This window comes from Prevotella communis, assembly GCF_022024115.1.
In the GTDB taxonomy this organism is placed as follows: Bacteria; Bacteroidota; Bacteroidia; order Bacteroidales; family Bacteroidaceae; genus Prevotella; species Prevotella communis.
In genome coordinates, this window is record NZ_CP091792.1 from 2,040,863 (window position 1) to 2,067,205 (window position 26,343).

The following is a 26,343-nucleotide window of genomic DNA, read 5'->3' on the forward strand; positions in this document are numbered from 1 at the left end:
CTCCTAGGATTTCAGAAGATTCTCCAAAAAGTCGTCCAAGTCTTTGTCCAGGCCCTCCATGAGGTCAGGATCCACGATCACCGTATCGCCATCCACGACGTAGAGTTCCGCAACGGCTTCACGGTCGTCGTCCTCCAGCACGAAAGCATAGGGTTTCAGGATAGACAGGTTGTCGGCCAACTGAGAATGAGTTGACAGGCAGTGACGGATCACGGGCGTTATCGACTCGTAGAACTCGTCATCCTTATTGTCTATCCACTCCTCTACCACGCAGCGCGTCAGTTCACGGTCGTCATCATCAAGGATCGTTACCTCGCCAGTATCCTGACTCACTCGGAAATGAATATCCGAAAGCATTGTAGCTTCCTGTTCTGCAGGAAACTTTTCTGCCAATTTGCGCAATGCGCGCTCAAGTTGCTGCTGTGTCTGCTCTTTAAAATTCATATGCACTTTCTCAAATTATACTGCAAAAGTATCAAAAAAGATTGGTATTTGCAAGCGAATGTGATTTTTTTTGAAAAATAAATAGATATTCTTAATTTGGATTTCACAAAATATTCGTATCTTTGCACGCAAATGGAGAACTCAATACGTCATGAAGGCACAGTAGAATCAGTCGATGGCGAGCATATTCGCGTCAGAATCCTACAGCATTCTGCATGCAGCGCTTGCAAGGTAGCATCTCACTGTAGCGCCTCGGAATCGAAGGAGAAGATTGTTGATGTATTTCATTACAGGCAACATCATCTCAAGGTCGGTGACGCTGTGATAGTAGGCACTTCAAGCCATTCGGTAGGAAAAGCACTTTTACTCGGATTCGGCTTACCGCTATTACTGCTTCTGCTGGTGACAGGAGTCCTGTTTGCAGCCGGTGTCAACGAAGGCATCACGGCATTGGCAGCCCTTGGGGCACTCATACCTTATTATATAGGACTATGGATCTTCCGACAACGTATCGCCGACAACATTGCGTTCTTCATCGAGGATGTCTGAGACAGATATTCCCCTACTACAATAGACAAACTAACAAAACAAAATAAAACAAATAACTATTATGGATTTTATCTTGATTGCAGTCATTGTACTTGGAAGCATCGGACTCATCGCAGCCATCGTGCTGTTCGTCTGTTCCAAGAAGTTTGCTGTCTTCGAAGATCCCCGCATTGCGCAGGTCAACGAGGTGTTGCCTGGTGCCAACTGCGGCGGATGTGGTTTCGCCGGTTGTGGCGGAATGGCCGACGCCTTGGTAAAAGGTGCCGACAGCGGGAGCATCGACGGACTGAACTGTCCTGTTGGTGGTGCCGACGTGATGGGTCAGGTGGCCGACCTTCTTGGTATGGCCATTGCGAATGGCGAGCCAAAGGTAGCCGTTGTCAGATGTAACGGTACCTGCGAGAATCGTCCCAAGATAGCCGAATATGCCGGTCTGCGCACCTGTGCGGCCATGAATGCCTGCGGTGCCGGTGAGACGGCCTGCGGCTTTGGTTGCCTGGGATGTGGCGACTGTGTCGCTGCTTGTCAGTTTGACGCCATTCACCTGAATCCCGAGACGGGTCTGCCCGAGGTTGACGAGGATAAGTGTACCGCCTGCGGTGCCTGTACGAAGGCTTGTCCGCGCGGCATCATCGAGCTCCGCAAGAAGGGCATCAAGGGCCGTCGCGTGTTCGTGTCGTGTGTCAACAAGGACAAGGGTGCCGTGGCCATGAAGGCTTGTAAGGCCGCTTGTATCGGTTGCGGCAAATGCGAGAAGGAGTGTCCGTTTGGCGCTATCACCGTGGCCAACAACCTGGCCTATATCGACTTCAGCAAATGCCGCCTTTGCAGGAAGTGCGTTGCCGTTTGTCCCAAGCAGGCTATCCACGCTGTCAACTTCCCCGCTCCTAAACCCGTAGAAACTGTAAAAGAAGAAAAGGAGGCTCAAGCATGAAGATCAAGACATTTAGCATAGGTGGTATTCACCCCGAGGAAAACAAGTTGACTCACGAGGTGGCCACACAGGTGGCTCCGCTGCCAAAACAGGCCATTTTCCCACTCTCACAGCATATCGGTGCACCTGCTACGCCTGTGGTCCAGAAGGGCGACAAGGTCAAGGTGGGCACCCTGCTGGCCGAGGCCGGCGGTTTCGTATCAGCACCCATCCACTCTTCCGTGAGTGGTACGGTTGCCAAGATTGATACCGCTATCGACGCTACCGGCTATCGCAAGCCCGTGATTATCATCGATGTGGAAGGCGACGAATGGGAAGAGAGCATCGACCGCAGCGAGACGCTGGAACTGGTGAAGGATCATCCCGAACTGACGCCCGAGGAGATTGTGACACGCATCAAGACGGCTGGTGTCGTCGGTATGGGCGGTGCCTGTTTCCCCACGTTCATCAAACTGACCCCTCCCCCTACGGCCAAGGCTGAGTGCGTGATTATCAACGCCGTAGAGTGCGAGCCCTATATCACAGCCGACTACCGTCTGATGATGGAACATGCCGACGAGATTCTCGTGGGTCTGGAACTGCTGATGAAGGGTGCGAAGGTGACAAAGGGCTATATCGGCATCGAGACCAATAAGCCTGCCGCCATCGATCTCCTCACTAAAAAGTGTACCGAAGCGTTCGGCGCTTCGGAATACCAGGTAGAGGTGGTTCCCCTGGCTCAACGCTACCCTCAGGGCGGTGAAAAACAGTTGGTTGATGCCGTTATCAACCGTCAGGTTCCGGCTCCTCCAGCCATCCCTGTCAACGTTGGAGCAATAGTTCAGAATGTAGGTACTGCCTTTGCTGTTTATCAGGCAGTTATGAAACATAAGCCCCTCTTCGAGCGCTATACCACCGTTACCGGTAAGCGCCTCCAGAATCCAGGCAACTACCTCGTTCGTATGGGCACCCCCATGCAGACGCTGATAGACCTCTGTGGCGGCATGCCCGAGGGCGACAACAAGCTCCTCGCCGGCGGTCCTATGATGGGCAAGGCCCTCACCTCTACGGAAGTGCCAATCTGCAAGGGTACCAACTCCGTGACAATTCTCTCTGGCGATGATGCCCGTCGCAAGGAGCCCCAGCCCTGTATCCGCTGTGCCAAGTGCGTGGGCGCCTGTCCTATGGGCCTGGAGCCTTATCTGCTGGCCAAGCTCTCAGCCTTCAAGAACTGGGAGCGTGCCGAGAGCGAGGATATCACCAGTTGTATCGAGTGTGGCTCGTGTCAGTTCACCTGTCCTGCCCACCGTCCGCTGCTCGACAATATCCGCCAGGGCAAGCAGACCGTGATGGGCATCATCCGCAGTCGTGCTGCAAAGAAATAAAAATGTTTAATCTTTAATGTTTAACGTTTAATGTCAAAGTTAATTGTATCACTTTCGCCACATGCCCACGGAACGGACTCCGTAGAGCGCAACATGTACGGGGTTATCATTGCCCTGATTCCTGCGCTGCTCGTCTCGTTCTTCTATTTCGGCATCGGCTCAGCCATCGTGTGCCTCACAAGCGTATTGGCCTGTGTGCTCTTCGAGTGGGCTATCAATAAGTTTATCCTCGGCCGCCAGGAGAATACCATCCTCGACGGCTCGGCTGCCCTCACGGGTCTTCTTCTGGGCATGAATCTGCCCTCAAACCTCCCCATCTGGATCATCGTCATCGGTGCCCTCTTCGCTATCGGCGTGGGCAAGATGACCTTTGGCGGACTGGGCAACAATATCTTCAATCCCGCATTGGTAGGTCGTTGCGTGCTGCTGGTGGCCTTCCCTGCCCAGATGACCAGCTGGCCCAAGCCCGGCCATCTGCTGGAATATACCGACGCCGCTACAGGTGCCACGCCGCTGGCTGTGATGAAGCAGGCTATCCAGAATGGTGATGCCAACGTGCTCAACCAGCTGCCAGATGCGTTCAGCCTGCTGCTGGGCGACTATTCCATTGGCGGTGGTGCGGGTACCATTGGTGAAATCTGCGGTCTGGCCCTGATTGCGGGGCTACTGTTTATGCTCTGGCGTAAGATTATCACCTGGCATATCCCCGTGAGCATCATCGGCACCGTGTTTGTGTTTAGTGCCATCATGCACCTCATCAACCCCATCTATGCCGATCCTACCACGGTGATTCTGAGCGGCGGTCTGCTGTTGGGTGCCATCTTCATGGCTACCGACTATGTCACCTCGCCCATGACGCCCAAGGGTCAGATTATCTATGGTGTCTGCATTGGTCTGCTCACCATCATCATCCGCAACTGGGGTGCTTATCCTGAGGGTATGTCGTTCGCCATTCTGATTATGAATGCGTTTACACCGCTCATCAATAATTATGTGAAACCCAAGCGCTTCGGTGAAGAGCCGGCCAAAAAGTAAAAAGGTATAGATTATGAAGAAGCTTGAATCATCATTACTGAATATGGTGCTGGTACTCACCGGCGTGGCCGTCATCATGGGTGCCATCCTCGCATGGGTCAACAGCGTGACCAGCGGTCCTATTGCCGACCAGAAGGAGAAAGCGCTGGCCGACGGTATCAAGGCCGTGATGCAATGTGACGAGTTAACCGTCACCAGCACCGACACCGTGAAGCAACCAGATAATAAAGGCAAGGAACTGACTTTCGTCGTCTATCACACCCAGAATGCCGACAAGCAGAACCTCGGTGCTGCCGTAGAGAGCACTACCGACGGCTTCGGCGGTAAGTTGCGTGTCCTCGTAGGATTCAATCCCGACGGCACCATCCTGGGCTATACCCTCCTGGAACATGCTGAGACACCGGGACTGGGTGCCAAGGCCGACAAATGGTTCCAGGCCGACGGCAAGGGCAGCATCATCGGACTGACACCTGCCGAGCCCCTCGTAGTATCCAAGGACGGCGGACAGGTAGATGCCATCACCGCCTCTACCATTACCAGCCGTGCCTTCCTGAAGGCTGTCAACAATGCCTATAATGCCTATAAGAAGCCTCAGGCCGACGGACAGACGGGAGCTACGGAGCAAATTGAGAATTGATAATTGACAATTGACAATTGAGAATTATGAACTATATAAATATCATCAAAAACGGCATCATCAAGGACAACCCCACGTTCGTCCTGATGCTTGGTATGTGTCCTACGCTGGCCACCACCACATCGGCCTCCAACGGACTGGCCATGGGACTGGCCACGATGGCGGTGCTCATCTGCACCAATGTAGTGATTTCATGCATCAAGAGTATCACGCCCGACAAGGTGCGCATCCCCGTGTTCATCGTGGTTATCGCTGCCTTCGTCACCCTGCTCCAGATGCTCATCAAGGCCTATCTGCCTGATATCGACAAGTCGCTGGGACTCTTTATCCCGCTGATTGTGGTCAACTGTATCATCCTGGGACGTGCAGAGGCTTTTGCTGCCAAGAACTCGCCCCTTGCCTCTCTCTTCGACGGCATCGGCATCGGACTTGGCTTCACCCTCGGTCTCACCCTGCTGGGTATCGTCCGCGAGATTCTGGGTTCTGGCGCCATCTTCGGCTTCGCCTTCATCCCCGAGAACTACAACATCCTGCTCTTCGTACTGGCTCCCGGAGCCTTTATCACGCTGGGTTATCTCATTGCGATTGTGAACAAATTCAGGAGTTAAGAAGTTAAGACATTAGATTATGGAATATATATTGATTTTCATCAGCGCCATCTTCGTCAACAATATCGTGTTGGCGCAGTTCCTGGGTATCTGTCCCTTCCTCGGCGTATCTAAGAAGATTGACACCTCGCTGGGCATGTCGGCTGCCGTAGCATTCGTCATGGTGCTGGCCACGCTCGTCACCTGGCTCGTCCAGACCTACGTCCTCGTACCTGCCGGACTGGAGTATCTGCAGACCATAGCCTTCATCCTGGTTATCGCCTCACTCGTCCAGATGGTCGAGATTATCCTCAAGAAGGTATCACCCACCCTCTATCAGGCGCTGGGCATCTTCCTCCCGCTCATCACCACCAACTGTGCCGTGCTGGGTGTGGCTATCCTCGTCATCCAGAAAGAGATGAACCTGGGCCAGTCTATCGTCTACGCCCTCTCTACGGCTATCGGCTTCGGACTGGCGCTCACCGTCTTTGCGGGTATCCGCGAACAGCTGGAGCTCACCAATGTGCCCAAGGGCATGCGCGGCATGGCTATCGTACTGGTTTCTGCCGGTCTGCTGAGCCTCGCCTTCATGGGATTCTCGGGCGTTGACAACGGCTTGCGCGCCCTGTTTGGCCTGAATTGATCATACTGAAGAGTGAAAAGTCAGGAAAAATTTCGCTGCAGTAGCAAATTTTTCCCTTTTCACTCTTCACTTTTCACTTTTATTCGTATCTTTGCACTTCAAAATCGCAAAACTATTGTTATGAAACAGACGATCCTAGTGACTGGTGGTACAGGTTTTATTGGAAGCCACACAACCGTAGAGCTGCAGCAGGCAGGCTACGAAGTAGTAATTATCGACAATTTGTCCAACTCTAACGCAAATGTTATCGACGGTATCGAGAAGATCACCGGCATCCGCCCCGCTTTCGAGAAGGTGGACTGCTGTGATTTCGAAGCCCTCGAGAACGTATTCAAGAAATATCCCAAGATTGAGGGTATCATCCATTTCGCCGCCTCTAAGGCCGTTGGCGAGAGCGTAGAGAAGCCCCTGCTCTATTATCGTAACAACCTCACCTCGCTCATCAACCTCCTGGAGCTCATGCCCAAGTACGACGTGAAAGGTATCATCTTCTCTTCAAGCTGCACCGTCTATGGCCAGCCCTCACAGGAGAATCTGCCCGTTACCGAGAATGCGCCTATCCAGAAGGCTATGTCGCCTTATGGCAACACCAAGCAGATCAACGAGGAGATTATCCAGGACTATATCCACAGTGGTGCCAAGATCAAGAGCATCATCCTGCGCTATTTCAACCCCATCGGCGCACACCCCTCTGCCCTCATCGGCGAACTGCCTAACGGTGTGCCCATGAACCTCATCCCCTTCGTTACCCAGACAGCCATGGGCATCCGCCAGCAGCTGAAGATCTTCGGTAACGACTACAACACACCCGACAAGACCTGTATCCGCGACTATATCTATGTCGTAGACCTGGCTAAGGCCCACGTCAAGGCTATGGAGCGCGTGCTCGACATTCCCGAGTGCGAGGCTGTTGAGATCTTCAACATCGGTACCGGTAAGGGCCTGTCAACCCTCGAGGTTGTAGAGGGCTTCGAGAAGGCCACAGGCGTCAAGGTCAACTGGACCTATGCTCCCCGTCGCGAAGGCGATATCGAGCAGGTTTGGGGTAATGTAGACAAGGCCAACAAGGTGCTGGGATGGAAGGCCGAGACTCCTACAGAGGAAGTGCTCAAGACCGCTTGGCGCTGGCAACAGAAGTTGCGCGAAGACGGTATCCAGTAATGCCCGTCAAGCAACTGGCATAAAAATAAATGGACGAAGCAACTGTTGTTTCGTCCATTTTTCTTTTTCCGTTCTCCGTACCCCTACTCCAGCGGTATCTCAGGATGCTGCACAGCCAGCGGCAGGTCCTTCTGCGACAGGTAGAACATATAGAGGATACAGTCCTTCGTGCCGCGGTTCTCGCCGTGGTGAATCGAGCCCACCATCTCTACTACCGGCTCACCCTCGTGCACCACCTTCGTCTTGCCGTCCTGACCGATAATCGTCAGTTCGCCCTGCACCAGCACACCATAGTTCATAGCCACGTGGTGGTGCCATCCCAGCTTCTTGCCGGCAGGGAATACATACTTCACCGCCACCAGTTCCGGACGTCCCTCAAAATAATCGGGCAGCTCCACGCCGTCCCAGCTCTGACTGGTACGTATCAGTTCCGTACTCACTACCTGCTTCACGCTGTCCTCAGCCTCAGCCTGTTCCATCTGCTCCGTAGCCTGCTGACAGCAGTCCGGCGTACTACTCTTCTTGCAGGCGTTCATCAGCGCTGCCGAACCACAAATCAAGGTGACAATCATCACCCAGTTCATCATTTTTTTCATAGTTCCCTTATTTATAGTTTTATATGGTAAATATTATTCGGCGGCTAAATTACGAATAAATTCCGACATCTGCAAGGATTTCCGGGAAAAAAGCAGTAATTTTGCAGTCGTGAAACGAGAAGTCTTTGAAAGACAGAAAGCATTTGCCGGCGAGAAGAAGCCATCGATGTTAAGGCGCTGTGTAGATCACGACTATACAGACCGCATGATGTATATGATCACGATGACCACTGAGGGGCGACGCCCGCTCTTTGGCAGGATTGTAGGGCGCTGCGACGCGCCTGCAGGTAGCAAGGATGCACCAAGGATAGAACTCAGCCCCCTGGGCCAGAGGGTGAGCGATGAATGGTGGGGCATCCCCAGGTACTACCCCCAGGTAGAAATCATTGCCCTGCAGATGATGCCCGACCATATGCATGGCATCATCTTCATCAAGGAGAAGATGGAGAAAGACCTCAGCAGGATTATCCGTGGCTTTAAGACCGGCTGCGGCCGCAGTTACCGCGAGCTATTTCCAGATGCCGCTGTTCCTGCCGTCCCCGCGGTTTCCGCCGTCCCCGCTGTCCCGTATGTTGCGACTCAGTCGCGACAAACCCAACAGGGGCAGCGCCCGAAAGAGGACCGCACCCATGGCCTGCTCTTTGCCCGCGGCTTCAATGATAAACTGCTGCTGCGCCGAGGACAGCTGGACAACTGGCGTCATTATCTCAGCGATAATCCCCGCCGCCTGCTGATGCGCCGCGAATACCCAGGGCTGTTTCAGCGTGCCCTCTGCATCAAGATCGACGGCGTGCGCTACAGCGCCTTCGGCAATATGCTCCTGCTACGCCAGCCCGACAAGAAGCAAGTGCACTTCCATCGCCGCACTAACGGCATACCAACAGAAAATACCCCCGTCTGGGAAGAGGGCCGCCGGCAACTGACGGCTGATGCCAAGGGCGGCTGCGTGCTGGTGACACCCGGCATCTCTGAATGCGAGAAGCGCATGAAGCATATCGCCCTGGACGAACATCTGCGCCTGATACACGTTCAGACAGGCCCCATCACCGACTACTGGAAGACGGAGCGCAGCCGTTTCGAGGCCTGCGCTGCCGGCACCCTGCTCATCCTGGCACCATGGGCCGAGGATATGCCCGTTTTCAAGAGCGACTACGAGCGTTTTCACTACCTGAACCACCTGGCCGAAGCCATCTGCAACATCAGTCATGAGACCCCTATCTCAATTCAGAATCCGCATGCCTAAGATTATGGGGACAGGTGTTTGATTTCTAGTCAAATGAGAGGAATCGAACATCTGTCCCCATGATACTGTTGGTCTTTAGTGTTTATGTGATGCAAAGATAACCATAAAATCTAACATAACCAAATATTTCATTAGCAAAATCCGGAAAATGGGACGTTGGGACTTTGGGACGCGGGACGTTTTGGTATATTTTATGTGTAAGAGAGGGGAAACAAATAAAATCGATAATTATATATATTATTATTCATATTATTATATATATTATAATATATATAATAATATGTTTATTTTCCTTTCATTTTTGAAAACACCAAAACGTCCCAAAGTCCCACGTCCCAAAGTCCCAAATCGTGGTGTTTTCTATCAATTCTATAGCACATTTATTTTTCTGCATTTTTAGCCCGAAAAATACACCTCAGAAAATGGCTGTTTTGGGGATATTTTTTTGACAGTCTCAGATATTTTTCGTACCTTTGCATTGTCAATACGAAGGAGAAAAATAACGCTCTAACTAGCGAGAAAAATTTTCCTAGTGCACGAGGAAGTTTGGAAGCACGAAGGCGTATTTGAACCGGAAATTGACGAAAGTAAAAACATTAAACATTTAATAACCATTTAAAACACATTTAGATTATGTCAATGAAAGTAAAAGCAAAAGAACAGTTGCAGAAGGTAGGCACCTACGCTGGTAAGTATCGCTACGTGATGATGCCTGAGTTGTACACCGCCCTCACACAGGACAAGGTAATTAAGGAGGCTGCCCTTCGCAGTGGTGTGAGCCGAGGCGTGATGCAGGCATGCTGGGATGCAGCCGGCGATGTCATCAAGGCATGGGCAACGGAAGGTCACTCGGTGGCACTGCCTGGACTGGGTACCATGCGCTTCGGACTGCGTGCCAAGAGCGTAGAGACGGTGAACGAGGTAAAGGCAGAGCTGATCACCAGTCGTCGTATCATCTTCACGCCCGACACAGACCTGAAGGAGGAGCTGGCAAAGACTGCCATCCAGATCACCTGTTTCGACCGAGACGGTAAGGAGGTGAAGCGAGTCACCTCAACATCGGGCGAGGTAGAAGACCCCGACAACGGAGGCGGCGAGAACCCTGAGAACGGCGGAGGCGGTTCTAGCTCCAACTCAGGGAATGGCGGCGGACCCGTCAATCCTTAAGCCTCGCGCAGAGGTGATAATCTCACACAGAAATCACAGAAATCACAGAAATGAGAATCGCCAGCGATTCTTTATCCGCTGAATCCGATTAATCCGTGGTCGAAAGATTTCCGTGATATCTGTGGTTTCTGTGTGAACTTAAATAATCTATCGGTGTGAAATTAAAACATTATTACCATGAAGAACAAGACATTTTGGAAATTCGCAATCCAGACAGCCATTAGTGTGCTGTCGGCCATTGCTACTGCACTCGGTGTCACCTCGTGCATGGCATGAAAAGGTAAAAAAGTAAAAAGGTAAAAAAAATGTAAAATGAGATGGCAGGGCCGTTCCCCTGTCATCTCTCTACTTATGCCTCTACGCAACACGATTATCAAACTTTGTACCACGAATTTGGAGATATCAGTTTTATTTCGTACCTTTGCACACATTATGAAACTATCTATTAAAATGAACAGAAAACAATTAATCATCACGCTGCTCTGCCTGCTGATGCCCGCTATGTGTATGGCCATCGGATGGGACGAGCAGAAGTACCAGGAGATTGAGAAGAGCATCCAGCAGCCACAGATTGGCAAGGCCACGGTGCTGATTACCAAGAATGGCGCCAAGCCTGGCAACAGCGCTGCCGACAACCAGAAGGCTATCCAGAAGGCCATTGACAAATGCTCGAAGAAAGGTGGCGGACGCGTCGTCGTTCCCGCAGGCATGACATTCCAGACGGGTGCCATTCACCTGAAGAGTCACGTAAACCTGGTCGTCGAGGAAGGTGCCGTGCTGAAGTTTGTCTTCCAGCCCGAACTCTACCCCATCGTGGAGACCTCGTGGGAGGGACTGGACTGCTACAACCTGTCGCCCTGCATCTATGCCTTCCAGCAGACCGACATTGCCATCACGGGTAAGGGCACCATTGACGGTGGCGGTTCGAAGCAGACATGGTGGCCCTGGTGCGGTGCTGAGCGCTTCGGATGGAAGCCCGGCATGATTGCCCAGAAGCACGAGGCCCGTCCACGACTGCTGAAGAATGGCGAGGACGGCGTGCCGATGACCGACGAGAAGGGTAAGCGCACGAAGGAGCGCACCTTCGGACCGAAGGATGGTCTGCGCCCACAGCTGGTCAACTTCACTCAGTGTCAGCGCATCCTCATCGAGGACGTCACCCTGCTCGACTCACCTTTCTGGGTGATTCACCCCCTGAAATCGCAGGATATCACCGTGCGCGGCGTGCATATCAACAACGACGGTCCTAACGGCGACGGATGCGACCCTGAGTCATGCGACCGCGTGATGATAGAGAACTGCTTCTTCAACACGGGCGACGACTGTATAGCCATCAAGAGCGGACGCAACCGCGACGGACGTGAGCGTGCCATGCCTTCACAGAATATCATCATCCGCAACTGTGAGATGAAGAACGGACACGGCGGCGTGGTTATCGGTTCGGAGATCAGCGGCGGCGCGAAGAATATCTTTGCCCACGACTGCGTGATGGACTCGCCCAATCTGGACCGTGTGCTGCGCATCAAGACCAACTCGTGCCGAGGCGGCATCATCGAGGATATCTTCGTGAAGAATATCACGGTGGGCCAGTGCGGCGAGAGTGTGCTGAAAATCAACCTGGACTACGAGCACAACGAGATTTGCTGCCGCGGCAACTACCCCACGGTGCGCAATGTACTGATGGAGAATGTCACCTGCGAGAAGTCGCGCTACGGTGTTCAGATCATCGGACTGGAAGAGGACACGTTCGTCAACGATATCACCGTGAGGAACTGTCGGTTCAACGGTGTGCAGCAGGGTAACACCATCACCGGCAAGACCCGCAACATCACCTTCGACAAGCTCTACGTGAACGGCGGACTGTCGCTCACCAAAATGCCCTACGAGCACTACTCGGAATGGATGACTCGCTCGGAGATGAAGCGCTATCCGAAGTCGTACCTGCTGGATTTCTCCACACGTCCGAAATGGAGCTACGTGATGGGCATCGAGCTGGAGAGCATGCTCGACACCTACCTGCGCTACGGCGGTCAGGACATCTTTGACTATTGCAAGCTCTACACCGACACGATGATTAACGAGAAGGGTGAGATTCGCGGATACAACATCCTGGATTATAACCTGGACAATATCCGCACAGGTCATTTCGTGACGCGCATGTACCAGCAGTTGCCCGAACAGAAAAACCTCATCGCCATGCAGACGCTGATGAAGCAGTTGCAGAACCAGCCCCGCACGGTGGTGGACAAGGTGTACTGGCACAAGGCTATCTATGCCTACCAGGTATGGCTCGACGGTATCTTCATGGGACTGCCCTACCGTTGTCTGACAGCTCCCATCACGGAACGGAATGCTAAGTCCGTGACGAGCATCTACGACGATGCCGTGGACCAGCTCACGATTACATATAACCGTACGCTCGACCCCAAGACCGGTCTGAACCGCCATGCCTATGATGAGAACAGGAACATGTTCTGGGCCGACAAGGAGACGGGGCTGAGTCAGCATTGCTGGGGACGCGCGCAGGGCTGGTACACGATGGCACTCATCGAGGTGCTGGATGCCGTGCCTGCCGACTATCAGCGCCGCGGCGAACTCATAGAACTGCTGCAGAAGGATTTAGACGCCATCCTGAAATGGCAGGATAAGAAATCGGGCGTGTGGTATCAGGTGATGGATTCTCCTGCCCGCGAGGGAAACTACCTGGAGAGCACCTGTTCGGCAATGTTTACCTACGCCCTCCTGAAGGCATACCGCAAGGGCTATGTAGGCACCAAATACCGCGATGCTGGCATCAAGGCCTATCGTGGCATCATCAATAACTTCATCAAGGTCAACGACGACGAGACCATCTCGCTGACCAACTGCTGTTCGGTGGCAGGACTGGGGCCTGGCGTCAGCGCCGAGGTGGAGGCTGCCCTGAAGCGCATCAACCCCAAGGCAAATGTCAAGGAGAACAAGCGTCGCGACGGGTCGTACAACTATTATCTCTCTGAGCAGATCCGCGACAACGACGCAAAGGGTCTGGGTCCGTTTATCTGGGCCAGTCTGGAGATGGAGCAGATGGGATTCACCACGGGGAACGTGATGAAGCCTATCAGCAGGCAGGCCGTGACAGGACGCAACAACCCCGTGATTACCAAGGCCGACCCCTTGGCTTCGCTCACCGTAGGTAACGGACATTTTGCCACCACGGTGGACGTGACGGGTCTGCAGAGTTTCCCTTTTGATTATGAGGCTGGTGTGCCCCTGACGGCGATGTCGGACTGGGGATGGCACTCATTTCCTAACACCGGCCTCCTGAAACCATCTGAAAGTGAGAAAGAATTTGATCTGGGCCATGGTCACAAGGAGGTCTATGCCGTAGAATACAAGAAGGCAGAGGATGGTCGCCACAAGCAGGCCACCGAGTATTTCCGCGTGAACCCTCATCGTCTGAACCTGGGCATCATAGGACTCGACATGAAGGACGGCAACGGCAAGGAGATTACGCTGAACGACCTGTCGTATATCCGTCAGGAGCTGAAGCTCTACGATGGTGTCATTGAGTCCTCTTTCCGTGCCGACAACGAGCCCGTGGAGGTGACGACTGCCGCCCTGCAGGACAAGGATGCCGTGATTTACCGCATCAAGTCGGCCATGCTGAAAGACGGGCGCGCCAGGATCCGTATCCGTATGCCCTATCCCACCGGCAAGCATGCCGATGCGGCTGCCGACCTCACCAAACCAGAGCGTCACCAGTCGCGCATCATCATCAGCGACGGCCATGCAGCCATCATTGAGCACACGCTCGACTCTGTGCGCTATTACCTGAAGCTCAACTGGGCTGGCAAGGGTGAACTCGTACGTATGGCCGAACACGACTATGTGCTGACCACGTCGGATGATGTGCTGACAATCAAGGCAGAATACCTGGCCGACGCCACAACGAAGAAAGACAAATACGGGAACTACATCCCAGAGCCCGTCATCGTCTATGACCAGGAACTCAAGAGTGTGCTCAAGGCGTGGAACCGCTGGTGGAACGAGGGGGCTATCGTGGATTTCTCGGAATGCAGCGACCCTCGTGCTAAGGAGCTGGAGCGCCGCGTGGTGCTCTCGCAATATCTCACGCAGGTGAACTGTGCCAACAATATGCCGCCTCAGGAGACAGGACTGACCTACAACTCATGGTTCGGACGTCCGCATCTGGAGATGACGTGGTGGCACATGGTGGACTTCTCGCTCTGGAACCGTCCGAAGACGCTGGAGACGGTGCTGAAATGGTATAACACCACGGCTTATCCCGTAGCCAGGAAGATTGCTGGGCGTCAGGGATTCAAAGGTGTACGCTGGATGAAGATGACCGACCCCTGGGCTGGTGAGGCTCCTTCAAACACGGGGTCGTTCCTGATCTGGCAACAGCCACATTATATATATATGGCTGAGGAGATGTATCGCGCCAATCCCAGTCAGGAGACGCTGATAAAATACGGTAAGCAGGTGGAGGAAACAGCTGCATTCATGGCCGATTTCGTCAGTCGTGATGCCAAGACCAGGAAGTACTTCCTGCAAGGGGCTACGGCCATGCAGGAGAGCATGTCTAAGGATTTCTCCTATAACCATCCTTTCGAACTGGCTTATTGGCAGTACGGCCTCAGCGTGGCCAACCTGTGGCGTGAGCGTCAGGGCATAGAGCGCAACAAGCAATGGGATGATATCATCAGGCGCCTGACAGCCCTGCCCGTTCAGAAAGGTATCTACACGGCTGGCCTGCCCAAGGGCAAGACGGATAACCTGACAAGTTTCGACCCCTTCGATGCGGTGGCCAGTGGTGCCAAGCCAACGGTTGCCACAGAGACCTTCACAGAGAAATGCCGCAACGACCATCCAGCCGTGCTGGGTGCCTGCGGCATGTTGCCCGTATCCGACGTTAATCCTCTCTATTCAGAGAAGGTGATGAAAGCCACACTCGACGACGTGATGCAGAACTGGAACTGGGCTACGACCTGGGGATGGGACTACGGTATGGTGGCCATGACTGCTGCCCGCCTAGGTCAGCCCGAGACGGCCCTGAAGGCGCTGCTCATCGATACACAGAAGAATACATACCTGAAGAACGGGCACAACTTCCAGACCTCAGACCGTCTGCGTCTCTACCTGCCTGGCAATGGCGCCCTCCTCTCGGCTGTCGCCATGATGTGTGCCGGATGGGACGGATGCGAGAACCCGTTCAATCCCGGTTTCCCACAAGACGGCACATGGAATGTACGCTGGGAGAACCTGCAGCGCATGCAGTAAGATACCAGGAATGGGATAAAAAAACAGACAAGAAAAAGCGACGGGGAAACTTAATCCCCGTCGCTTTTTTCTTCGCCCTGCAGAATGGGTAGCGATATATGGTAGCGCACGGCCAGGAAACGTATCAGGCACGTCACCACGAAACTCACCACAGCCGTGATTCCCACAGGCACGCCTAGTTCGATACCGCCCCAATAGGCCAGGCCACCGACGACGCAGGCCATCGCATAGATTTCCTTGTGGAAGATGACGGGTTCATTGTTCAGCAGCACATCACGAATCACACCTCCGGCAGCACCCGTGATACAACCCATGATGATAGCCACCCAGAAGGCCTGTCCGGCATCAAGACTACGCTGGATACCGGCTATCGTGAAGAGGGCCAGTCCAAAGGTATCAAACACGAACCACGCATTCTTCAACGGTTCCATCCACTTGCTCATAAAAGCAACGGTGAGCAATGCCACCGCCGTACATATCATATAAATAGGTGTGGTCATCCAGAAGATGGGTACGTCGAGTATCACATCACGTATCGTACCGCCACCAATAGCAACGGCAATACCACACACATAGCCACCGAACCAGTCGAAGTGCTTGGCTGCGGCATGACGAATTCCTGAGATAGCAAAGGCAAATGTACCCAGTAACTCAATAACTTTTATAATGATATCCTGGTTCATCATATTGAAATTTGACTACAAAGGTACAATTTTTCTCTATTTTTTTCTTCATTTTTATTTTTTTTATTATATTTGCACCGAGAATCAGAACTAAAAACCTGACCTTTATTCTATGAAGCAAGGTTTAAAACTAAAAAACTACTGGCTGCTAGCCCTTATTACATGTACACTCCTCATGGCGTGCAGTAGCGATGATGACGAGATGATGCAACCGTCACCATTGGCTACCCATTTGGGCTTTGACCGGCAGAATCCGCTTATCTTCAGTATCGATGCCGACTATGCCCCACTGGAATTTGTGGACGAGAACGGCACGCCACAAGGTTTTGACGTAGAGTTCACGGGCTTGCTGATGAAGCGTCTGGGCATTCCCTTTACATACCATCCCAATTCGTGGAAGAACGTAGCACCAGATATCATTCATGGTAATGTGGACCTCGGCATGATGATCTACTCGCCCTATCGCAAGGACAGCACCAACTACTCACGTGCCGTGTTCCGTCTCTATTATCAGGTGGTGTACCCGAAGAAAAGTGACGATGAGCGTTTTGACTTCCGCAACCTGGAGGGAAAGCGTATTGCCTACATGAACTCACGTCCCGTAGGTGAACTGCTGACCAGCGAGGGTGCGGTGAAGTTTAGCGTGACCAATCTGGACCAGGCCATGTGCGACCTGGTAAAGGGTAAGTATGACGCGGTTATCTGCTACCGCTATCAGGCACGTTATCTCATAGACCTTCATCATTTTGACAACCTGCTTACTGACGACATCTCATTGCCTCCACGCGAATATTGCTACGTGAGCCATAGCAAGCAACTGATCCACTTCATAGACCGCGAACTGCTGAAGATGGAGATGGAAGGTGTGACGGATGAGGTATATACCATCAAGTCTACCTTTGGCGGTATCCGTATCCCTTCGTGGGTATGGTATTTGTTGGGCGGCATTGCCATTCTGGCTCTGATCATCATCAACGTCATCTACAGCATGTCGCGCAAACAGTTGGAAAAGGCCAACATCGTGCTCGAGAAGGGTAACCAGGAATTGAAGCAACGCAACGAGGAACTGGTCATCGCACGTGAGAAAGCTCTAGAGTCAGACCGTATGAAGTCGGCATTCATCCAGAATATGACACACCAGATACGTACACCACTCAATATCGTGACGGGATTTGCACAGGTTATCAACAATGACTATGAGACGCTGCCGAAGGACGAGATAAAGATGATGGTAGGACAGATGATGAAGAATACTGACGTCATCACGGCTATCATCACCAAACTCATTGACCTCTCTATCCAGGAGAGCCGACACAGTATTGAGAAGCAAGACTTTGTATCGTGCAACAACCTCTGCCGTGAAGCGATTCGCAGGGTCAGCTTCACACACCAGGATACGGTAAAGGTAGACGTGGAGACAACTGTGCCAGACTCGCTGCTCATCCTCACCGATAAGATAGTTATACTGAAGGTGCTGCATGAGTTGCTCTCTAACGCCGATCAGTTCACTCCAAGCGGCAGCATCACATTGGGTTGCTATCAGCCGGATGAGGCAACGGTTTGTTTCAGCGTCACGGACACGGGACAAGGTATCCCTGAAGAGTACAGGCCAAAAATATTCACGAAATTCTTCAAGCCCAATGAATTCTCAGAAGGTCTGGGCCTTGGTCTGACGCTCTGCCAGACGGCTGTAGAACAGATGGGTGGCAACATACGGTTAGACGAAACATACACCACGGGTGCACGTTTCATCATCACGCTGCCTTTGAAATAAGAAAAAGCTATGGGTTATTCCTCAAAGCGTTTACCCCAATAGTTCACCATGCGCTGGTAGAGCTTTTCCTCGGCAGGATTATGCTGTCCGTGCCACAGACGCTTATCAACCAGTTCGTCAGGCATATACTGCTGGGGGGTAAAATGTCCGGGATAATCATGCGGATACTTATACCCATCGTGATAGCCCAGTTCTTTCATCAACTGCGTAGGCGCATTGCGGATAGGCAGGGGAACAGGTTGGTTGCCCGTCTCACGCACCAATGCCAGGGCAGCATCAATACCCAGATAGGCCGAGTTGCTCTTGGGCGACGTAGCCAGATAGACAGCACACTCAGCCAGGGCAATACGGGCCTCGGGCCATCCAATCTTCATCACCGTATCGAAAGCGGCATTAGCCAACAGCAGGGCATTAGGGTTAGCCAGACCAATATCCTCGGAAGCCGAAATCACCATTCGCCGTGCAATAAACTGCGGATCCTCACCACCTTCTATCATACGGGCCATCCAATAGAGGGCTGCATCGGGGTCGCTACCCCGGATACTCTTGATAAAAGCAGAGATGATATCGTAGTGCATCTCACCATCCTTGTCGTATGCCAGCGGATTCTGTTGAAGGCGGGCCACTACGAGTTCGTCAGTAACAACGACATCACCACTCTCCGACTCTACCACCAGCTCCAGGATGTTCAGCAGTTTACGCGCATCACCACCACTATAGCGCAGCAATGCATCGGTCTCCTTCAGTTCTATATGGCGCTCCTTCAGGATGAGGTCCTTCGTGATGGCACGTTCCAGCAATTTAAGCAGGTCATCCTTTTCCAGCGACTTCAGTACATACAGCTGGCAACGTGACAGCAACGGACGTATCACCTCAAACGAGGGGTTCTCCGTTGTAGCGCCTATCAGCGTCACGATGCCCCGCTCCACAGCGCCCAACAGGGAATCCTGCTGCGACTTTGAGAAACGATGAATCTCGTCTATAAATAAAATAGGTGACGCCTCGTTGAAGAAACGTCCCTTTTGCGCCTTCTCTATCACGTCGCGCACATCCTTCACACCACTGGTCACGGCCGAGAGCGTATAAAAGGGCGTCTCTAACTTATTGGCAATAATCTGCGCCAATGTAGTTTTACCCACACCCGGAGGTCCCCAAAGGATAAATGACGAGATGCGCCCCGAGTCAATCATTCGTCGGAGCACAGCCCCCTCGCCTACCAGGTGTTGCTGACCAATATAGTCATCCAGCGAGCGCGGCCTGAGTCTTTCTGCTAAAGGTTCTGACATAATCTGTTTGCAAAATTACGAAAAAAGGAGCGAACCGCAAAGGATTATCACGCTTTTATTTTTACTTTTTTTTCGACAAATTCCTTGTATATCGATTTTTTATTGTATCTTTGCGGTGTGAAACTAGAAAAACAAGAAAATAAAGAAGTATGGAACAGCAAGCAGAGAAGAAAGCGCTGACACTGAAGACGCTAACGAAAAGCACAGTGTGGGACATCCAGGAGAATGATATCTTCCGTATGTGGGAAGGTGCCGACAAGGATGTAGAGGTTAAGGAAAACTATCGTCATTTCGTAGATATTATCCGCTCGGCCTTCATGATTGAGGAAGTGCCTGGCGACTCAAAACTCATACAGGCAAAATATGAGAAGCTGGGATACAAGGTAGCACAGGTAAAACTGGATGGTGACCAGAAAATCACATGGGCCATCAAGAAGCGCCCCATCATGCGCGTCACAGACCTGACCTACGAGAATATCCGTCATATCACGGCTGCTAAGCTTATTGAGGTGCTGGACCGTAACTTCGGTGGCGGATGGGATTCTCTGTCACAGAGCATCAAGGACATCATTGAGAGTGGCTTTGACATCTCTACAACCACGCTGCCCAAAGACCGTCTGCACAAGAAGGGCGGATTGTACGAGAAAAAGGTAGCCGATGGTTTTGAGGTGCTGGAAGTAGCAAAGGGTTCCTGGATAGAGGCCATCTTTGCGAAGGTGAAGCCCGAGAGCGAGAAGCCACGCATGAAGTTCAACTCATTCAGTAGCGATGAGGATGAGGACGACGATGCAGATGTAATCATTGAGGACAACTACAACAAGCCCGATGAGGACGATGTGGAGATTGAGGGTCCCAACGATGATGATATCACAGAGGACAACTACTCAACGATGATGGACTTAGGAAGCGGTGATCCTGATGAGGAAGCCGAGAACTTGTCTGACTACGGAGACGAGTAATCCCTGACAGAATAAGCAGAAAAATAAATTAGCCATCTTCAAATGAAGGTGGCTAATTCATTATAGATACGTTGTACGGGAAGTCCCATCACATTGAAATAACTGCCGTGGATACTGGTGACACCCACATAGCCTATCCACTCCTGAATACCATAGGCACCGGCTTTATCATAGGGCTTATACACCTCAATATAATGGTTGATTTCCTCGTCAGTAAGCGTTTTAAAGGTCACATCGGTAGTCACAGAGAAATGATGCTGACGAGTCTTGGTGGTCAGACAGACGCCCGTTGTCACCTGATGCGTGACGCCACTGAGTTTCTTCAGCATCCTGCGGGCATCATCGGCATCCACAGGTTTTCCCATCACTTCATCACATGCGATGACCACGGTATCGGCAGTAATAATCAAATCGTGATCAGCCATCAGCTCACGATAAGCGGCGGCCTTCTCCGTGGAGATATACTCTGCTATCTGACTAACAGGCAGGTCGTCAGGATAAGACTCTTCGATATCAGGCAGCACCTTTACTTCGAAAGGAATCCCCAACCCTCCCAGTAACTCCCGTCTGCGTGGCGAATTACTGGCCAGAATGATATGATAATTCTTCAGATTCTCAAACATTACCATCCAAACGCTTTTTCGTCCTTCAACCATTTTCCCTGGGCACGCAGCACCTGCTCTACCACATCACGGCCACAACCGTAGCCTCCATCACGCTGACTCACATAGAGGCTCACATCCTTGACCTCCGTACAGGCATCCTTAGGACAAACCGGGCAGCCTACACGGCGCATGACTTCCAGATCGGGGATATCATCACCCATATACATCACCTCTTCCTCCTTCAGATGGTATTTCTCAAGGAAAGCCTCGTAGGTCTTGATCTTTACAGAGCATCCTATATAAATATCCTGCACGCCAAGTGCCTCATAGCGCACTCGCACAGACTCCACATTGGCACCAGTCATAATGGCGATATGAAGTCCCATCTTCACAGCCAGCTGAATGGCATAGCCATCCTTGATGTTCACCGTACGGAGCGGCCATCCATCGGTGCCCAACGTGATTGTTTCTGCCGATAGCACACCGTCGATATCAAATATCACGGCACGTATCTTTTTCAAATCGTAATTAATCATTAGAATTCAATGTTTCAATAATGCTTTTACTCATGATATCATATATCTGCTGCATCTGAGGATTGTCGGCAAGAAGGGCTTTCTGGGCGTCCATCACATTTTCATCACGACGCGCAGCTGGTCCAGTCTGAGCCTCACGCGGGTGAACAGTCTCCACCTTCTCTGCAGTCTCTCTTATCAACGGAAGCATAGACTCGAAAGGAAGTCCGTGGGCCTCCAGGATCTGAGCGGAAAGGGCATAGCAATGATTGGCAAAATTGCAGGCGAAAACTGCAGCCAGATGCAGATAACGGCGCTCAGAACTGTTGAGCTCATGCACATTGGCACTCAGCGTCTGGGCAACTTTCCGGGCCAAATCCAATGTACCGGCATCACGACCTTCAATAAATATATGTACGCGCGAAAAATCGACAGCCTTTTCCTTTGAGAATGTCTGCATAGGATAAAACACGCCACAATGCTGGTGTTCACCAAAGACACTCATGGGAATAGAACCCGCTGTATGAAGAAAAACCTGCTGTTCCCTACCCTTCCTGAGTTCTGAGATGACATCCTTTAAGACGGAATCCTTCACAGACAGGATAAAGACATCGGCCTTTTCAGGCAAGGCATCAATACGATTCGACGGTGTCGCATGAACCTCGCCTGCCAATGCTTCTGCAGAGGTAATTGTGCGACTGTAAACAGCCGTAATACGGTGTCCACCGGCATACAACGCCTTAGCAAGATGTGTTGCCACACGACCAGCCCCTACAAATACGATTTCCATCAGAACTTGTCAATATGTACGTTTTCCCACTTCAGTTTATCCTCATTCTGGGGCTGACGCTCATCGGCCTTATGACCAAAGGCTATGACGCACAATACGTTATAATTCTCGGGAATATCAAGGATACCACGAATCACGGTATCTGCACTTGTGCCGTCACTCAGTCCACGACCACGCATCTGCACCCAACAAGAACCAAGTCCCAGTTCCTCTGCCTGATACTGCATAGAGATAGCAGCAATAGAACCATCCTCTACCCAACAATCGTTCTGCATAGGGTCACCCAGCACAACGATAGCCAGCGAGGCTCCTTTTATAAGTTGTCCACCCATATCCTTAGCGTCAGACAGCTTTTCAAGGTCAGCCTTATTGTCAACTACCACAAATTGCCAGGCACGCTGTCCTTTTGAAGTGGGCGACATCAAGGCGGCACGGAGAATCAGTTTCACGTCATCGCCATCAATTTCCTGTTCGGTAAACTTGCGATGCGAACGGCGCATCTGCGCCAGAGTCTTAAAGTCAGTCATAGTCTATTTCTATATATTTTTCATGCAAAGGTAACAATTTCCCACAAAAACGCACGCTTTTTAAGAAAGATTTTGTATTTTTGCGCCCGATGAGCGAGCTAACCATTAACATCTACACAAACCCAAGTCATCTGCCAAAGGGACTGCATGAAGAAAACATCTTTCATAGCAGACAGTATTTCCTGTTGGCAAAGAACACACCCCGGCTGAAGCCTTACATGGTAACTGTCGAGACTGGGGATCATGTGATTATTGCCCAGATGTTAGCATTGATTCGCTATCGTGCCTCATGGATTCCTCCTTATTTATATCGCCACTGCATGATACTTGGTGAAGGGGTATACGATTCTGACTATGCCGAACAGCGAGCAGAACTCTTTGGTATGATGCTGGAACAACTCACGGCTAAGATTGGCAGATGGACGCTGTATATTGAGGTGAGCCACCTGAGCAGTAAGATGTTTGCATATAAACAGTTACGCGAACGCCATTTCTTCCCGGTACGCTGGAACAGCATACACAACTCCCTGCATTCACGAACGCCAGAGGAACGTATCAACGACCGCTTACTGCGTCATATCAAGTCTTCCTATGAACGAGGTGTCATCACCGACGAGGTAAAATCTGAGGAGGATTTCATCTCATTCATGAAACTCATGAGACGACATAACAGACTGAAGCCCAAGCGATATATCCCTGCCGATGAGTTTTTCCGGGGATTACACGAAAGCGAAAACGGATGTTTGTATGTCACCCGTTATCACGGACACATTATCGGTTGTTCTGCTTTAGTCTATAGTGAGAACCAGGCTTATCTATGGTATTCGGCTTACAGACGTAAGACTTTTGCATTCCTTCACCCTGCCGACATCACCATCTGGCATGCCATCAAGGATTCCTACTCCAAAGGCTATGAGCATATCTATTTCATGGATGTAGGACTGCCTTTCCGCAAGAATGCCTTTCGCGAATTCCTGCTCCGTTTCGGAGGAAAGCCCGCCAGCAGCTACCGATGGTTCCATTGCACTATTGGGTGGATAAACAGTCTGCTTTCGTGGTTTTATCGCGACTAAAAATAATAAAAGCATAATTCTTGCGTTATTATTTTTGATGAAACAATTCACCAAACGATTCATGCTTTTGTCTGTCATCATCATGACAGGCTTATGTGCTATGGCCCAGTCGTTCACCTTAAAGGGAAAAGTAACCGATGAGGATGGAAACGCCCTGGAGCTGGCAACTGTGTCATGTGTAGAACAAGCTACGGTGACGATGACGAACCTGAAAGGTGAATTCCAGGTAAAATTACAATCGGCCGATTCTGTTGTGGTGAAATTCTCAATGATTGGCTATAAACCTCGCATCCGCGTCCTGCGTAACCCCAAAACCACGCAGACACTCCTCATACAACTGCACGGACTGGATGAACTCAACGAGGTGGTGATTACACAAAAGCGCCGACAGACAGAGCAGATGGAACAACTGGACATCAAGGATATCCAGGCGATGCCATCAACCACAGGCAATGCTGTAGAGGAACTAATACAACAACAGGCAGGCGTATCTACTCATAACGAATTATCCAGTCAATACAACGTGCGCGGTGGCTCATTTGATGAGAACTCTGTTTATATCAATAATGTAGAAGTATACCGTCCACTACTCATCCGGAGCGGGCAGCAGGAAGGTCTTTCTGTCATCAATCCCGATATGGTTGAGAAGATTGGATTCTCAAGTGGTGGCTTTTCTGCAAAATACGGCGACAAGATGTCCAGCGCACTCGATATCACTTATAAACGTCCAAAAGCTTTCGAGGCGTCGGCAACAGCATCACTACTTGGTGGAAGCGGCTATGTGGGTATGAGCAACAAGAAATTTTCCATGAGCCACGGTCTGCGCTACAAAACCAACCGATACCTGTTGGGCTCTTTGGAAACCACTGGAGAATATCGTCCGAACCAACTTGATTATCAGACGTATATCACCTATACCCCCAATCGCAGTTGGACATTGGAGTTATTAGGAAATATCTCCGAAAACCATTACGACTTCAAGCCTAAAGACCGCGAGACGTCTTTCGGAACGATGGAAGATGCAAAATCATTCAAAGTATATTTCGATGGTCAGGAGAAAGATATCTTCCGCACGATTTTCGGTACGGCAGGTATCACTCGCCACCTGGGTGATTCTACACATATCAAGTTACTTTGGTCTGCATTCCACACCAAAGAACAGGAATGCTATGATATCCAAGGACAATACTGGCTGAACGATGCACAGAGCAGCGATCAGCTTGGCGTTGGCACTTATGCTGAACATGCACGTAACTACCTCACAGCCAACGTGCAAAGTTTAAAGTTGATATATAACCGCCGTTTCCGTCAGCATGACGTGGAAGCTGGTCTGACATATAAATGGGAACATATCAAGGAACAAAGTCGTGAATACGAAATGCGCGACTCCAGCGGGTATTCCATTCCTCACACCGCCAATCGTCTGGATATGATTTACACGCTCTCATCAAAAAACGATATCAAGTCCACCCGTACAGAGGGATATATTCAGGACATCCTTCGTTGGCATCGTAATGACACGCATTACACGCTGAACTATGGTGTCAGATTCACCCATTGGTCCTACAATAAAGAGACGCTGTTATCCCCCCGAGTCTCACTGGCTATCGTGCCGGCTTTCAATCAGGACCTGACTTATCGTTTTGCTGCAGGCCTCTACTATCAGGCTCCATTCTATAAAGAGATGCGCGACACGACAACCACAGCAGGCATTACAGTTGTCAAGCTCAACAAAAATATCAAGAGCCAGCGCTCCCTACAGTTTTTTGCAGCCATGGACTACCGTTTCCGCATGAACGAGCGTCCATTCAAGTTCACAGCAGAGGCCTATTACAAGGCATTGTCAAACCTGATTCCCTACAACGTACAAAACGTAAAAATCACCTATTACGGTGAGAATCTCTGTTCTGGCTATGCTGCAGGTCTCGACTTCAAGCTCTACGGTGAATTTGTACCAGGTACAGACTCTTGGATATCACTCTCATTGATGCGCACCCAACAGAAGATGAATGGGCAATGGATATCGATGCCTACTGATCAACGCTATGCACTAAACCTGCATTTCACCGATTATTTCCCTGGCACGGAACGATGGAAAATGACGCTCAAGCTAGCCTATGCTGATGGCCTACCCTTTGGTGCACCCCACAGAGGACTGGAGGGTCAGAACTTCCGTGCGCCAGCCTACAAGCGTGCAGATATTGGTATGAGCTATCTGGCTTATGATTCCAAAAACACGACAAACAAATCCTTCTTAAAAAATATTTGGTTAGGCATTGATTGCCTTAATCTCTTCGGCATTTCCAACGTTAACAGCTACTATTGGGTAACTGATGTCACCAATAGGCAATGGGCTGTGCCTAACTATTTAACAGGTAGACAAATAAACGGAAAAATCATCATCAACTTCTAATACTGTTAATTTTTTATAAATTAAGCACAAAAACACACCGTTTGTCGAACAATTTACTACCTTTGCAGCATATAATCA

At 51.0% G+C, this 26,343-nt stretch carries 24 protein-coding genes; 16 read left to right on the forward strand and 8 right to left on the reverse strand.

The window, feature by feature from the left end; translation table 11 throughout:
- Positions 1 to 3: 3 nt before the first annotated feature.
- Positions 4 to 444: a hypothetical protein gene (locus tag L6468_RS08270; RefSeq protein ID WP_237792894.1), complete on the reverse strand. Its 441-nt coding sequence runs from the start codon at positions 442 to 444 to the stop codon at positions 4 to 6.
- Positions 445 to 576: 132 nt separating this feature from the next.
- Here L6468_RS08270 and L6468_RS08275 point away from each other — a divergent pair, with 132 nt between their 5' ends.
- The 8 genes from L6468_RS08275 (at position 577) to galE (ending at position 7,354) form a co-directional block, all read left to right on the forward strand.
- Entirely contained in the window at positions 577 to 993 is a 417-nt protein-coding gene (locus tag L6468_RS08275) for a SoxR reducing system RseC family protein (RefSeq protein ID WP_091819206.1), read from the forward strand.
- 61 nt (positions 994 to 1,054) lie between these two features.
- Positions 1,055 to 1,927, forward strand: coding sequence for a Fe-S cluster domain-containing protein (locus L6468_RS08280; RefSeq protein ID WP_237792895.1), 873 nt, complete (start codon positions 1,055 to 1,057; stop codon positions 1,925 to 1,927).
- Positions 1,924 to 3,291 (forward strand): electron transport complex subunit RsxC, encoded by a 1,368-nt coding sequence (rsxC, locus tag L6468_RS08285; protein ID WP_237792896.1) that lies wholly within the window; start codon positions 1,924 to 1,926, stop codon positions 3,289 to 3,291. The genes L6468_RS08280 and rsxC overlap by 4 nt, the downstream gene beginning before the upstream one ends.
- Positions 3,292 to 3,321: 30 nt before the next feature.
- Positions 3,322 to 4,326: an RnfABCDGE type electron transport complex subunit D gene (locus tag L6468_RS08290; RefSeq protein ID WP_237792897.1), complete on the forward strand. Its 1,005-nt coding sequence runs from the start codon at positions 3,322 to 3,324 to the stop codon at positions 4,324 to 4,326.
- A gap of 13 nt (positions 4,327 to 4,339) precedes the next feature.
- The gene (locus L6468_RS08295; protein WP_091819217.1) at positions 4,340 to 4,963 is read left to right on the forward strand and encodes an RnfABCDGE type electron transport complex subunit G; all 624 of its coding nucleotides are present in this window, start codon (positions 4,340 to 4,342) and stop codon (positions 4,961 to 4,963) included.
- 26 nt (positions 4,964 to 4,989) lie between these two features.
- The gene (locus L6468_RS08300; protein WP_091819210.1) at positions 4,990 to 5,571 is read left to right on the forward strand and encodes an RnfABCDGE type electron transport complex subunit E; all 582 of its coding nucleotides are present in this window, start codon (positions 4,990 to 4,992) and stop codon (positions 5,569 to 5,571) included.
- A 19-nt stretch (positions 5,572 to 5,590) separates the two neighbouring features.
- Positions 5,591 to 6,193 (forward strand): electron transport complex subunit RsxA, encoded by a 603-nt coding sequence (gene rsxA, locus L6468_RS08305; protein WP_237792898.1) that lies wholly within the window; start codon positions 5,591 to 5,593, stop codon positions 6,191 to 6,193.
- A 120-nt stretch (positions 6,194 to 6,313) separates the two neighbouring features.
- On the forward strand, positions 6,314 to 7,354 hold the full coding sequence (galE, locus tag L6468_RS08310; RefSeq protein WP_237792899.1) for a UDP-glucose 4-epimerase GalE: 1,041 nt from the start codon (positions 6,314 to 6,316) through the stop codon (positions 7,352 to 7,354).
- Positions 7,355 to 7,437: 83 nt separating this feature from the next.
- On the opposite strand, the gene L6468_RS08315 is transcribed toward galE, so the two are convergent.
- On the reverse strand, positions 7,438 to 7,950 hold the full coding sequence (locus L6468_RS08315) for a cupin domain-containing protein (RefSeq protein WP_237792900.1): 513 nt from the start codon (positions 7,948 to 7,950) through the stop codon (positions 7,438 to 7,440).
- A 109-nt stretch (positions 7,951 to 8,059) separates the two neighbouring features.
- Between L6468_RS08315 and L6468_RS08320 the strand changes: the two genes are divergently transcribed.
- From L6468_RS08320 to L6468_RS14755, 4 genes are all read left to right on the forward strand, one after another.
- Complete coding sequence (locus L6468_RS08320; protein WP_237792901.1) at positions 8,060 to 9,193, forward strand: transposase; 1,134 nt, start codon at positions 8,060 to 8,062, stop codon at positions 9,191 to 9,193.
- A 633-nt stretch (positions 9,194 to 9,826) separates the two neighbouring features.
- The gene (locus L6468_RS08325) at positions 9,827 to 10,360 is read left to right on the forward strand and encodes an HU family DNA-binding protein (RefSeq protein ID WP_237792902.1); all 534 of its coding nucleotides are present in this window, start codon (positions 9,827 to 9,829) and stop codon (positions 10,358 to 10,360) included.
- Between the two features lie 177 nt (positions 10,361 to 10,537).
- A complete protein-coding gene (locus L6468_RS08330; protein ID WP_176756895.1) occupies positions 10,538 to 10,636 on the forward strand; it encodes a smalltalk protein in 99 nt (32 codons plus the stop codon).
- A 174-nt stretch (positions 10,637 to 10,810) separates the two neighbouring features.
- Positions 10,811 to 15,640: a glycoside hydrolase family 88 protein gene (locus L6468_RS14755; protein ID WP_348535105.1), complete on the forward strand. Its 4,830-nt coding sequence runs from the start codon at positions 10,811 to 10,813 to the stop codon at positions 15,638 to 15,640.
- A gap of 50 nt (positions 15,641 to 15,690) precedes the next feature.
- On the opposite strand, the gene L6468_RS08340 is transcribed toward L6468_RS14755, so the two are convergent.
- Complete coding sequence (locus L6468_RS08340; RefSeq protein WP_237796663.1) at positions 15,691 to 16,323, reverse strand: trimeric intracellular cation channel family protein; 633 nt, start codon at positions 16,321 to 16,323, stop codon at positions 15,691 to 15,693.
- Between the two features lie 112 nt (positions 16,324 to 16,435).
- Here L6468_RS08340 and L6468_RS08345 point away from each other — a divergent pair, with 112 nt between their 5' ends.
- Positions 16,436 to 18,097 (forward strand): ATP-binding protein, encoded by a 1,662-nt coding sequence (locus L6468_RS08345; RefSeq protein ID WP_237792903.1) that lies wholly within the window; start codon positions 16,436 to 16,438, stop codon positions 18,095 to 18,097.
- 14 nt (positions 18,098 to 18,111) lie between these two features.
- Here the strand turns inward: L6468_RS08345 and L6468_RS08350 are convergent, their stop codons facing one another.
- Complete coding sequence (locus tag L6468_RS08350) at positions 18,112 to 19,383, reverse strand: replication-associated recombination protein A (RefSeq protein WP_237792904.1); 1,272 nt, start codon at positions 19,381 to 19,383, stop codon at positions 18,112 to 18,114.
- A 149-nt stretch (positions 19,384 to 19,532) separates the two neighbouring features.
- Between L6468_RS08350 and L6468_RS08355 the strand changes: the two genes are divergently transcribed.
- Entirely contained in the window at positions 19,533 to 20,342 is an 810-nt protein-coding gene (locus L6468_RS08355; RefSeq protein ID WP_091819134.1) for a hypothetical protein, read from the forward strand.
- 38 nt (positions 20,343 to 20,380) lie between these two features.
- Here the strand turns inward: L6468_RS08355 and L6468_RS08360 are convergent, their stop codons facing one another.
- The 4 genes from L6468_RS08360 to L6468_RS08375 are packed head-to-tail and all read right to left on the reverse strand — an operon-like array spanning position 20,381 to position 22,779.
- On the reverse strand, positions 20,381 to 20,971 hold the full coding sequence (locus L6468_RS08360; protein WP_237792905.1) for a Maf-like protein: 591 nt from the start codon (positions 20,969 to 20,971) through the stop codon (positions 20,381 to 20,383).
- Positions 20,965 to 21,483: a KdsC family phosphatase gene (locus tag L6468_RS08365; RefSeq protein ID WP_237792906.1), complete on the reverse strand. Its 519-nt coding sequence runs from the start codon at positions 21,481 to 21,483 to the stop codon at positions 20,965 to 20,967. The genes L6468_RS08360 and L6468_RS08365 overlap by 7 nt, the downstream gene beginning before the upstream one ends.
- Entirely contained in the window at positions 21,476 to 22,252 is a 777-nt protein-coding gene (locus L6468_RS08370) for a Rossmann-like and DUF2520 domain-containing protein (protein WP_237792907.1), read from the reverse strand. The genes L6468_RS08365 and L6468_RS08370 overlap by 8 nt, the downstream gene beginning before the upstream one ends.
- Positions 22,252 to 22,779: a nitroreductase family protein gene (locus tag L6468_RS08375; RefSeq protein ID WP_237792908.1), complete on the reverse strand. Its 528-nt coding sequence runs from the start codon at positions 22,777 to 22,779 to the stop codon at positions 22,252 to 22,254. Before L6468_RS08375 ends, L6468_RS08370 begins: the two co-directional genes overlap by 1 nt.
- 89 nt (positions 22,780 to 22,868) lie before the next feature.
- Between L6468_RS08375 and L6468_RS08380 the strand changes: the two genes are divergently transcribed.
- Both L6468_RS08380 and L6468_RS08385 read left to right on the forward strand, forming a co-directional pair.
- Complete coding sequence (locus L6468_RS08380; protein ID WP_237792909.1) at positions 22,869 to 23,852, forward strand: GNAT family N-acetyltransferase; 984 nt, start codon at positions 22,869 to 22,871, stop codon at positions 23,850 to 23,852.
- Positions 23,853 to 23,889: 37 nt separating this feature from the next.
- Positions 23,890 to 26,265 (forward strand): TonB-dependent receptor, encoded by a 2,376-nt coding sequence (locus L6468_RS08385; RefSeq protein ID WP_237792910.1) that lies wholly within the window; start codon positions 23,890 to 23,892, stop codon positions 26,263 to 26,265.
- The last annotated feature ends 78 nt before the right edge of the window (positions 26,266 to 26,343 follow it).